Below are 11,791 nucleotides of genomic sequence, written 5' to 3'. Positions count from 1 at the left end.
ATTATGTTGTTTCCCTATGTACTAATTCTGGCAATAACTCTACGTGCTTTACATCTATTTTCTCATCATTAATCTTTTCATATAATAATTCAAATGCCTTCACGCCTACATTTTTACTAGAATGTGAAATCGTCGTAATGCCTAAAATATCTGCCACATCTTGATCATCACAGCCGATAATCGTAATATCTTCTGGAATACGAATTCCTTGTTTTTTCGCCTCTGTTACCATACCCGCTGCAATATGGTTGCAAGATACAAGAAACGCCGTCGGTTTTACAGACATACGAGCCCATTCTCTGACTACATTACGCCCATCTTCCACCGTAAAACAGCCCTTAAACTTCCAGGCCTCTATCGGTGTTATAGCAACCTGTTGAAGCGAATCCTCATATGCTTGTTTTCTTCTCTGACTATTAATACTATTATTTCTTCCAATACAATACCCAATACTTGTATGGCCAGCATCTATTAAGCTCTTCATCCCGCGCGAAAAGACTTTATAGTAATCAATATGCACACTCGAAATGAAATTCGATTCTATTTCTTCACACATAACAATTGGACCAAATTTCGTATATTCTTCAAGCTTTTCCTTACTATTTGCCCGGGAACATATAATAACCCCATCAAGCTTTTTCATTTTTAACATATTCAAAATTTCTAATTCTCTTTCCTCACTATAATTCGTCTGACAAAGCATCATATTATAATTATTTTTTGCTGTTTCCTTTGATATTCCCTCGATAATAGCGCTATAATATTGATCATTTACGTGCGGTAATAAAACGCCAATGACATTCGTTTTTCCTTTCACTAAATGAATTGCATTCACATTTTGCGTATAATTTAATTCTTCTATAATTGCTAAAATTTCTTTTCGTTTCTGTTCATTCACATATGGATGATTATTCAGTACACGTGAAACAGTTGAAACAGATACCCCAGCAAGTTCAGCAATCTTTCTTATATTCGTCATCTCATTTTCCCCTTCTCGCAAAAATTCTCCCTTGACCTGGTAAGCTTTCCACAATATATCCTTTCCTAGCAAATACATTTTGAAAGGATATACAACTATGCTTCGATTCAAATTAGAATATATATTTTTCATTGGTGGTCTACTTATTCTCGCCATCGGTATTAATATGATGACGACAATTACTTCCTTTGGACTTAGCCCTTATGATTCCTTCTTTATTGCACTATATCAAAATTTTGGGATAAGTATCGGTTTTTGGATTTTCATGATTAATTTTGCATTTACACTTATCGTACTCTTTTGGAATAAAAAACAAATAACAATTGGTACAATTGTGACGATGGTTCTTATTTCGCTTTTTGTTGATTGGATTGGTTCCATTACAACTATTATGGACGCTATCCGCTCTCTTCCAAAATATATAACACTTATTTGTGGAAATCTATTTGTTGGAGCTGGAATCGGTCTTTACGTCTCTACAAACCTTTGCGCGGCGCCTCAAGAAGCTTTCGTTTTAACCGTTGCTGAGAAAAAGAAGTGGACGTTTAGAAGAACAGAAATTTCATTAGCGTTTTTATTTTTAACATTAAGCTTTTTATTGGATGGACCTATCTATTTTGGAACAATCATCTTATCCTTTACAACAGGCTGGATTATCCAAGCATTTATTCAAATTGGCACGCAGATTTTAAATAGAAAAAAACCTATTAAGCAAGCTGCTTAATAGGTTTTTTATTAGAGGAGATACTACTTAGCATCCCCTTCAATTCGATAGTTTGCTTTCAAACAATCTATTTCTTCATACCCTTGCAATGTATGTAGAATGTACTCGTAATCAGCAAGAGACGCACGATGCGTTACAATTACAATTTCAGCTTTTCCTTTCTCTTCAAGCGGCATTTGAATTATCTTTTCAAAACTAACACCACGCTCAGAGAACAATGAAGTAATTTTTGCAAATACACCAATTTCATCTTTTACATGAAGTCTTAAAAACTTCTTCACAACAATTTCGTCTGGCTCTTTTAATACCTTTTTATACTGCGGGGATACCGCACTATTTCCGTTTACACCTAATCGAATATTTTGCATTACAGCTACTAAATCTGAAACAACAGCTGTTGCTGTTGGTAAACTTCCTGCACCTGGTCCATAAAACATCGTTTCCCCGACCGCTTCACCGTACACATATACAGCGTTATATTCATTTTGCACGGCCGCAAGAGGATGTGTATTTGGAAGTAGCGTCGGTTCAACTGTAACCTCTAATTTTTCACCATCCCGCTTCGCAAGACCGATTAATTTAATCGTGTATCCTAAACTCTTACTGTATTCAATATCTTCCTCTGTAATAGAAGTAATCCCTTTTACCTTCACATCTCCAAGCTCTACATTTGTAGAGAAACCAAGGGTAGCCAAAATTGTCATTTTTCTTGCCGCATCTAAACCTTCCACATCTGATGTTGGATCTGCTTCTGCAAATCCAAGTTGCTGAGCTTCTTTTAACACGTCGTTATATGCTCTCCCTTCATCTGACATTTTCGTCAAAATAAAATTTGTCGTTCCATTTACAATTCCCATTACTTTCGTAATAAGATCGGAAGAAAGTCCTTCTACGATACTTCGTAAAATCGGAATCCCTCCAGCTACACTTGCTTCATAAAACAAATCAGCTTTATTATCTTTTGCTACCGCTAAGAGTTCCGCACCATGTAACGCCATTAAATCTTTATTGGCAGTCACAACATGCTTCCCACTTTGTAAAGCTTGCAAAATATATACTTTTGCATCATCAATGCCACCCATCACTTCAATGACAACGTCAATATTCGGATTATCTAAAATTTCATTTGCATCTTGTGTTAATAGAGTAGAAGGTACCTCTACCTCTCTCTCTTTTTCAATATTTTGTACTAGTACTTTCGTTACTTTTACAGGACAACCTACTTGGTGTATAAGTCGCTCTTGATGATCTGTAATGATACGAACTACACCACTACCAACTGTCCCAAGACCTAATAAACCAACTTGAATTTCTTTCATAATACTGTCCACCCCTCAAAAATTGTGTTTAGATGAAATTATATGAGTAAAAAATCTGAAAAACAATGTTTTTTGAACATTCGGAAAAATATAAGCTGATCTTTACAAAGAAAACGTTACCACGTGTTACACAATCTTTTTATAGTACATAAGGGGTTTCTTGATACACGTAATAATTCAGCCAATTAGAGAATAATAGATTCCCATGGCTCCTCCACCTTACAAGTGGTTTCTCATTTGGATTATTATGCTTAAAATAATTTTTCGGCACATCAATATTTAACCCTTTTTGGCGGTCCCGTTCATATTCTTGCTTTAACGTATCACAACTATATTCACTATGCCCGAGCGCAAACACTTGTCTTCCTTCTTGCCCAATAACAAGGTGCACACCCGCTTCCTCAGAGTTTGCTAATAATGTTAATTCTTTCACCTCTCTAATATCACTCTCTCGTACTTCTGTATGACGAGAATGCGGGGCGAAAAACAATTCATCAAACCCTTGTAACAATTTCACATGTTGCTCACGGACTTCATGTTCAAATACACCGAACATTTTTTCCTTAAGAGGATACTTTGGAACGCCGTAATGATGATATAAACCAGCCTGTGCCCCCCAGCAAATATGAAGCGTAGATGTTACATTCTCTTTTGAATACTCCATAATACGTTTAAGCTCTTCCCAATAATCTACTTCTTCAAAAGAAAGAGTTTCAACTGGTGCTCCCGTAATAATAAGTCCATCAAATTTCTCATTCTCAATATCACGAAATGTTTTATAGAAACTCGTTAAATGTTCCTGTGCTACATTACGGGACAAATGCGATTCCATATGAAGCAAATGAACATCTAATTGCAACGGTGTGTTGCCAATTAAACGAAGTAATTGCGCCTCTGTTTCTTGCTTTGTAGGCATTAAATTTAATATAGCAATTTTCAATGCCCGGATATCTTGTGTTTCTGCTCGCTCCTTCGTCATTACAAAAATATTTTCCTTCTGCAACACTTTGCGAGCTGGTAAATCTTTATCAATTATGATCGGCATGTTCTTTGCCTCCGACTAGCGCTGCTTCTAAATCTGCAATAATATCAGAAACATCTTCTATACCGACCGATAAACGAATTAAATCTGATGTGACGCCAGCTAAACGCTGATCCTCAGCACTTAATTGTCTATGCGTTGTGCTAGCAGGATGTATGACGCAAGTTCGCGCATCAGCTACATGCGTTACGAGAGTTGCTAGTTTTACATTTGCGATAAATTCTTTCGCTGCTTCTAATCCCCCTTTAATGCCGAATGTTAAAACACCACTAGCACCTTTCTTCAAATACGTTTGTGCTAACGAGTAATTTTCATTACTATCTAATCCCGGATAATTCACCCATTCAATACGTTCATGGTTAGCAAGCCACTTAGCAACTGCGAGAGCATTTTCACTATGACGCTCCATTCTTAAATGCAGCGTTTCTAAGCCGATATTGCTAATATACGCATTGAATGGGCTCATACAGTTTCCGTAGTCTCTTAATAATTGAACACGTGCCTTCACAATATAAGCTGCTGCACCAAAATTTTGAACGTAACTTACGCCGTGATAACTTGGATCCGGTTCAACAAGTTCAGGATATTTCCCATTTGTCCAATCGAAGTTCCCTCCGTCAATAACAATGCCACCTAAAGAACTTGCATGACCATCAATATATTTCGTCGTAGAATGAACGATAATATTTGCTCCATGTTCAAATGCTTGGCATAAATAAGGAGTTGCTAATGTATTATCCACGATAAAAGGTACTTCCAACTCTTTCGCTGCATCTGAAAATTCTTTGAAATTTAGAACATTCATCGCTGGATTTCCTAACGATTCTGCATAAACAAGTTTCGTCTTATCATTAGCAAGGGCCACAATTTCATCAGCAGTTAAATTCGGATTAAAGAACGTAACATCAATACCAAGCTTACGCAAACTCACTCCAAATAAATTAAACGTTCCGCCATAAACTGTTGAAGAACAAAGCAAGTGGTCTCCGCTACTACAAATATTTAAAACGGCAAGCATAATAGCAGCCTGCCCAGAAGCCGTTGCAACAGCTCCTACACCACCCTCTAAATCCGCTAACTTTTGCTCAAATGCAGCTAAAGTAGGATTTCCAATACGCGTGTAGATATATCCTTCTGCCTCTAAATTAAATAGCGCCGCTAAATCATCCGAAGTATCGTATTTATACGTTGTACTTTGATAAAGCGGTAAAACACGCGGTTCACCATTCTTTGGTGTATAGCCACCTTGCACACAAATTGTTCCTTTTCCCCATGATTCTCCCATCTCTCATTCTCCTTTCTTTTATACAAAATAAAAAAACTGCTCCTTTCCTGAAAACAAGAAAGGAGCAGTTTGAAAACACGCTCTAAAGGCTCTTTCTTATCTTTCAGGATTATTACCTGCAGGATTTGGCACAATTCCGTTATACGGCTGTTGCCAAGGTTTCATCGGGCCTGTCCCTCCACCTTTTCTTGATAAGACTATGCAATTACCGTTGATTTTATAGCAATAATTTCCTAATGTCAATTGGTTTTTCTGAATGTTCAAAATTAATTACAAATAAGTTTACATGCATAACAAAAGAAATATATTCCATATTCATTTGAAAAAGACCTTTTAAAACCCCCGATTAATATATAGAATTAAATACGTAGTTTAACTGTATACATTCCAAATTCTCACGAGACCTCAATATATTGAATAAGCCAACCTCTCAAAAAGATACTATACATATTCATCTCATTTCGCAGTAGTATATTTAATCCTTTCGACATTAAAACTTACATAACGGAGGTATCACATGACAAATACAAAAGACATGCACTATATGCTCGTCCTATACGGCATTCTTTTAGGCTCTATAGTAGGAGCAACAGTCTGGTTATTTTTAGTTACAATAAATATCGGCATTCACTTTATTTGGGGATACTTACCTACTATTTTCTCTTCTCCCGCTTATTACACTATTTGTGTAACAACTATCGGTGGGATTCTCGTTGGTTTAACCCAAAAATACTTCGGCACATATCCACGTCTTATGCCGGAAGTAATGGGTGAATATAAAAAAACAGGTAGAATTGAATACCGTTTTGTACATAAAGCTACTTTAACTGCGATTATCGTTTTAATATTTGGAGCTAGCTTAGGTCCCGAAGCAGCACTTGTTGGAATTATCGGTGGACTTTGTACATGGGTAGGCGATCGCTTTACATTCGCCTTAAAAGGAATGAATGAACTAACAGAGGTTGGAATCGGTGCTACTTTAAGTGTAATTTTTAACGCGCCATTATTCGGTTATTTAGCTCCAAATGAAAATGAGGGTGAGCAAATTAACGAATTTTCTAAAGGAAAAAAAGCAATTGTATATTTAGCTACCACTTTCGCTGGTTTTTCCGTTTATTTATTACTTAGTAAATTTGATAATCGTGGATCCTTTATCGTTGATTTTGGGGAGGGTTCCCTATCTCTTAATGAATGGATTGCCTTTCTACCACTTGCTAGTATTGGTGCTATAGTTGGATTCTTTTATTTCAAATTAGAATTCACATTAGAGAAATTAATCCATCCCTTAAAAGAATATAAACTATCACTTGGAATTATCGGTGGTATTTTATTAGGAATTACAGGAACTTTTCTCCCGTACACGTTATTCTCCGGAGAACATCAATTAAAAGATTTAGTCGTTGAATGGAGCCATTTATCCTTCTGGGTACTACTTCTTTCAGGGATTTTAAAATTATGTATTACTGCTGTTTGTTTAAATACAGGTTGGCGTGGCGGGCATATTTTCCCGATTATATTTGCTGGATCTAGTATCGGATATGCTATAGCTTCCATTATCCCTATAGATCCAATCGCTTCGGTAGCCATCGTAACAACAGCAATTTCAAGCTATGCATTAAGAAAACCAATTGCTATAACATTACTATTGCTCATGTTTTTCCCGCTCAACTTACTATTCCCGATGCTTGGAGCGGCAGCGATTGGTAATGCATTTCCACTTCCTAAAAACAACGAAACTACAAGCTAATACAAATAGGCAGTAGGGACAAAAGTTCCACTGCCTATTTTCATTACACACGCTGCTTCAATATTGCATATAACTCTTCAAAATTTTGTACTTCATATGTTGGCACAATCTCGCTATTATTTGATTTCTTTTCTGGATTAAACCAACAAGTGTCAATTCCCGCTACATATCCACCTTTAATATCAGCGCTTAACGAATCCCCAATAATGAGCCCTTCTTCAGGAGCAAAATTAGGAATTCGTTCAAAAACATAATCAAAATACTCTTTCATCGGCTTTTGGAATCCTGTATCTTCGGAAACGAAAACATCTTGAAACAAGGTATGTAATCCTGCATTACGTAAACGTTTATCTTGCGTCTTAGAAATACCATTTGTCACTATATATAAATCGTACTCACTTTGAATTTGACTTATAAATTCAAACGCGCCTTGTATAAGTTGATTCCCTTCTTCTAAGTAACTGCGATAATTATTTTCGAATAATATCCCATCTACTTCTTCCCCGTATTCTTTAAACAAAATCGAAAACCGTGTATTTACAACTTCATCACGGTTCATTTTACCTTCTTCAAAAGCATCCCAAAGACTTTTATTAATTGTTTTATACTGCACTTCAACCTCGCTAGTTAGAGGAATCCCTTTCTCTTCAAAAAGCATACGTAACGCCATTTTCTCTGCCTTCTGAAAATCTAACAATGTATCATCTACATCAAATAATAGTGTTTTATATTTTTTCATAGGCCCCTCACACTCTCTTTTCTACAAAAACAAATTTACATAAATCGTATCATTCTTTCTTGTAAAAATAATAGGAGATATCTCATACTAAACATGAGGTGAAAATATGAAAGTCAGCAAAAATAGCAAAGAAATCTCTCATTCCATACAAAATTACAACTTCCACACTCTTTTTTCTTTTGATGTCTTACCGTATGCTGAACTACATTCCTTTCAAAAGAAAGAAAAGATATGTACTGAAGGGGTTGATGTTCCTTATCTTTATTACTTAATTTCCGGGAAGGCAAAAATATATATGAGTCACAAAAACGGAAGGGTCTCCTTAATTAACTTTATTCAAGCACCTTCGTTCATTGGAGAATTAGGGCTAATTGGCGTAGAATCCGTTACGAAAACGGTAGAAGTAATTGAAGATTGTATATGCTTAGCGCTTCCTCTTAAAGATTGCCAGCATCTTTTATTGCAAGATGCTATCTTTCTACAGAAACTATGCAAATTTATCGGCGAAAAAACAATTACCCGAACAGAAAGTTACGCCAAAAACAATAGTTATCCGTTCGAAAACCGGTTAGCAGCCTTTATTCTATTAACAGAACAAAGTAACAGTTATACCGAAAAACATACCGAGGCTTCAGAATACTTAAATGTCAGCTACCGTCATCTTTTATATGTGTTAAACCAGTTTTGCCAGCAAAATTATTTAAAAAAGGATGGAAGAATCTATTACATACAAGATCGAATTCAATTAGAAACACTGGCTGACGAACTTAAAATATAAAAAAAGTAGCATTAACGTTTACATGTTAATGCTACTTTTTTCGAGTGACGATTCTATTTTTAATTAAAATTTGCTTGCTACTTTAGCTGCTTCTTCAAGACCAGCTGTAATAATCTCTTCTGCTTTATCCGGGAATTGATTATGCCCTTCAATAACTACTGTTTCCATATTTGTTGCACCGAAGAAGCCCATCATGCTTGCTACATATTTAACAGCCATTTCTACTGCAGCTGCTGGGCCTTCAGAATATACACCACCGCGCGCGTTTAATAATGCAATCTTCTTATCTCCAATTAGACCAACTGGACCTTCTGGCGTATATTTAAACGTTTTACCAGCACGGTTTAAATAATCGATATATGTGTGTAGTACTGCTGGAATCGTTAAGTTCCATAATGGGAAACCGAAAACAACTTTATCAGCTTCTAGGAATTGATTTAAGTACTTATCAGCAACTGCTACTGCTTTTGCTTCTTCTTCTGTTAAATCAAATCCTTTACCTGCTTTGAATGTACCATTAATCATGTCTACGCCTACGTATGGTAATTCTTCTTTATATAAATCAAGTTCTACTACTGTATCATTTGGATGTGCTTCTTTGTAATTTGCTAAAAATGCCTCATATAATTTCACACTAACTGCTTGTTCCGCTGGGCGGTTGTTTGCTTTTACAAATAAAACTGTTGCCATTGTTTTTCCTCCTAGTACTCACTCTTTTGTTGTTATATGCTTTCAAAAAGGTATCCCTTGTAATTGTTGTTTTGTTGCTTACAAACATATTTTATCTTTATATCAAGACGATTTCGTCCTCACATAGACGTATTTTTCCATAAAAAAAGTCCACCTTCTAAAGGCGAACTAGGTCTTACGACTTTCGTCTTATACAACCCCATTTCTCACTGCATATAATGCTGCTTGCGTGCGATCGGATAAGTTTAATTTACTCAAAATACTACTTACATGCGCTTTTACCGTTTTTTCTGTAATAACTAAAACAGAAGCTATTTCTTTATTACTCATTCCTTTCGCTAATAGCTGCAACACTTCATTTTCTCTCGCTGTTAGCACATCCACTTGAATAGAAGGTTCTTCTTCTTTTTCTTCCACAGGTAATGTTTGAGAGAGAAGGGCATTTGCTATATCCGGATGTAATTGAATATTACCTTTATATGCGCTTCGAATAGCTTCAACAAGCTGATCCGGTTCTACATCTTTTAAAATATAGCCGCTCGCTCCCGCCCTTAACGCTGGTAAAACATGCGCCTGATCAGAAAAACTAGTTAATACAATTACTTTCACATCCGGATATTCTTTTTTGATACACGCTGTCGCCTCAACACCATCCATTTCGGGCATATATAAATCCATTAGTACAACATCAGGATTTGTCTCCCCTACTTTCACTAATGCTTCTTTCCCATTATTTGCTTCTCCAACTAATTCTAAATCTTCCTGTGTACTTAAGAAAAATGCTAATCCTTTTAAAACGACTGTATGATCATCAACTAACAATACTTTTATTTTCACAAACTTCCCTCATTTTCACATCATAATGGTACGTTTACTTTTACACTTGTTCTTTTCTTATCACTTACAATTTTAATTGTTCCACCAACTAATTCTACTCTTTCCCGCATCGTAGTCATGCCGAGTGATTTCTTCTTTTGTATGTCCTTTTCTATAAACCCATTACCGTGATCTACTATTTCTAATGATACATTTTTCTCAGTTATTTTAACGTAAACTGTCGCTTCTTTTACACCCGCATGCTTACTTACATTGTTTAGCGCTTCTTGTCCAATGCGCCATAATGATTCTTCTACTACACGTGGTAAATCACGAACACCCGTAACTTGTTCCCTAATTTTCAGTCCCAAGTTTTCACCGTACTGCTTTAAAGCTGGTAATAAGCCTTTTTCTAATCCTGCCGGACGAAGCTGCCAAATTAATGTTCTCATTTCCTTTAAAGCTCCTTGCGCTAGTTCACGCATCTCATGCAAAGATTGATCTACCTTTTCATTTTGACCTTTTAAAACTGCTTCAGCACCTTTTGTCATAAAGGTTAATGAAAATAATTTTTGCGAAACAGAATCATGTAAATCTCTCGCTAATCGGTTTCTTTCTTCCATTCGTACGAGTTCACGGCGCTGTTCGTTTAACCTTAAATTCTCTATTATTAATGAAACGTGGTTCGATAATGCTTGAATTACATCTATTGTATTAACATCAAATTCTCCATTATTTAAACTAACACATAAAACACCAAACATATGATTTTGAATATGTATTGGCGTAGTAATAACAGCTCCATTTAGATGTTTTACTAGAACTGGCTCATCTTGTTCTAACGCCTTCTTTGCCGCTTCTTTTACACCCTCTTGTAACTCTCCCTGACCATAAGAAGCTCGCAAAGATAATTCTTTTTCTTCCCTAATAAAAAATGCCACTTGATTCCATTGAAATACTTCACCTACGTAATTTACCACCTTTTCAGGTAATACATTAAACTTATGAATCGTTTTTAAAGCTTGAATAAAACGCTCCAATTTCACATAATAATGTGCTCTTCGCTTTTCGTTTTCATATAATTTTGTTCGCTTTAAAGCCGTCCCAATTTGGAAGGCAACCGATTGGAGCAATACTAATTCTTCTTCTGAAAAATGTGTTTTACCTGGGCTTGCTACATTTAAAACACCAAATTTTTCTCCTCCAGCTTTTAAAGGTACCGTAGCATGATGAAGAATCCCCTCTGTATCTCCCCAATTGTATTCAATTGCATTATTAATTCTTTTACATTCAATAATATTAACTGCTCGCTCTAATTTTCCATCTACAAAACCACGTAAACACCAACATTCACCTTCACACATCGGGCGTTTGTTTTCATATGTAAGTGCCTCTGGTAACTGGTAATCAATCAACTTTGTATACTTCCCGTTTTCATCCGCAAGAAAAATCCATCCTGTCGTTAAACCTGTTACATTGAGCAATTTTTCTAACACTGCTTGCAATACATGATATGTATCATTTGATGTATTTAGCGTTTCTGCAATTTCTTTTAATATAACTAATTCATTTGTACGGTTATCTCGAAACATCCTCAGTCTCCCACATACAAGATTTTAAATCGCCTCTCAAGTAAATCATCTACTTTTCACTTTGTACTTATTCGTAACAT

11 protein-coding genes and 1 riboswitch are annotated in these 11,791 nt (G+C 35.9%); of the genes, 3 read left to right on the top strand and 8 right to left on the bottom strand.

Annotated features, from left to right (window positions below):
- Nucleotide 1: 1 nt before the first annotated feature.
- Nucleotides 2-979 carry a LacI family DNA-binding transcriptional regulator gene (locus QCI44_RS00455; RefSeq protein WP_098985814.1) on the bottom strand — a complete coding sequence of 326 codons (978 nt, stop codon included), beginning with the start codon at nt 977-979 and terminating at the stop codon, nt 2-4.
- A 97-nt stretch (nt 980-1,076) separates the two neighbouring features.
- Here QCI44_RS00455 and QCI44_RS00450 point away from each other — a divergent pair, with 97 nt between their 5' ends.
- Nucleotides 1,077-1,703, top strand: a complete 627-nt coding sequence (locus QCI44_RS00450; protein ID WP_016085405.1) for a YczE/YyaS/YitT family protein — start codon at nt 1,077-1,079, stop codon at nt 1,701-1,703.
- A 23-nt stretch (nt 1,704-1,726) separates the two neighbouring features.
- Here QCI44_RS00450 and QCI44_RS00445 read toward each other — a convergent pair whose 3' ends face one another.
- The 3 genes from QCI44_RS00445 to QCI44_RS00435 all read right to left on the bottom strand — a co-directional run bounded on the left by QCI44_RS00445 (nt 1,727) and on the right by QCI44_RS00435 (nt 5,349).
- Nucleotides 1,727-3,022 (bottom strand): homoserine dehydrogenase, encoded by a 1,296-nt coding sequence (locus QCI44_RS00445; protein WP_016085404.1) that lies wholly within the window; start codon nt 3,020-3,022, stop codon nt 1,727-1,729.
- Nucleotides 3,023-3,161: 139 nt separating this feature from the next.
- Nucleotides 3,162-4,067, bottom strand: coding sequence for a homoserine O-acetyltransferase MetA (gene metA / locus QCI44_RS00440; RefSeq protein ID WP_016085403.1), 906 nt, complete (start codon nt 4,065-4,067; stop codon nt 3,162-3,164).
- Nucleotides 4,051-5,349, bottom strand: coding sequence for a bifunctional O-acetylhomoserine aminocarboxypropyltransferase/cysteine synthase (locus QCI44_RS00435; RefSeq protein ID WP_016085402.1), 1,299 nt, complete (start codon nt 5,347-5,349; stop codon nt 4,051-4,053). The genes metA and QCI44_RS00435 overlap by 17 nt, the downstream gene beginning before the upstream one ends.
- Before the next feature lie 93 nt (nt 5,350-5,442).
- Nucleotides 5,443-5,547, bottom strand: a riboswitch (SAM riboswitch).
- Between the two features lie 319 nt (nt 5,548-5,866).
- On the opposite strand from QCI44_RS00435, the gene QCI44_RS00430 reads away from it, so the two are divergent.
- Nucleotides 5,867-7,096 (top strand): chloride channel protein, encoded by a 1,230-nt coding sequence (locus tag QCI44_RS00430; protein ID WP_016136127.1) that lies wholly within the window; start codon nt 5,867-5,869, stop codon nt 7,094-7,096.
- A gap of 43 nt (nt 7,097-7,139) precedes the next feature.
- Here QCI44_RS00430 and QCI44_RS00425 read toward each other — a convergent pair whose 3' ends face one another.
- Entirely contained in the window at nt 7,140-7,835 is a 696-nt protein-coding gene (locus QCI44_RS00425) for a YjjG family noncanonical pyrimidine nucleotidase (RefSeq protein ID WP_016085399.1), read from the bottom strand.
- 106 nt (nt 7,836-7,941) lie between these two features.
- On the opposite strand from QCI44_RS00425, the gene QCI44_RS00420 reads away from it, so the two are divergent.
- Nucleotides 7,942-8,613 (top strand): transcriptional regulator YeiL, encoded by a 672-nt coding sequence (locus QCI44_RS00420; protein ID WP_016085398.1) that lies wholly within the window; start codon nt 7,942-7,944, stop codon nt 8,611-8,613.
- A gap of 63 nt (nt 8,614-8,676) precedes the next feature.
- Here QCI44_RS00420 and QCI44_RS00415 read toward each other — a convergent pair whose 3' ends face one another.
- The 3 genes from QCI44_RS00415 to QCI44_RS00405 form a co-directional block, all read right to left on the bottom strand.
- A complete protein-coding gene (locus QCI44_RS00415) occupies nt 8,677-9,303 on the bottom strand; it encodes an FMN-dependent NADH-azoreductase (RefSeq protein WP_016085397.1) in 627 nt (208 codons plus the stop codon).
- A gap of 189 nt (nt 9,304-9,492) precedes the next feature.
- Complete coding sequence (locus QCI44_RS00410; RefSeq protein ID WP_016085396.1) at nt 9,493-10,140, bottom strand: response regulator; 648 nt, start codon at nt 10,138-10,140, stop codon at nt 9,493-9,495.
- Nucleotides 10,141-10,160: 20 nt separating this feature from the next.
- A complete protein-coding gene (locus QCI44_RS00405) occupies nt 10,161-11,711 on the bottom strand; it encodes a GAF domain-containing sensor histidine kinase (RefSeq protein WP_016085395.1) in 1,551 nt (516 codons plus the stop codon).
- Nucleotides 11,712-11,791: the final 80 nt, after the last annotated feature.

The sequence above is a fragment of the Bacillus cereus group sp. RP37 genome (genome assembly GCF_040459695.1).
GTDB lineage: Bacteria > Bacillota > Bacilli > Bacillales > Bacillaceae_G > Bacillus_A.
This window is presented reverse-complemented; position numbering and strand designations above follow the sequence as displayed.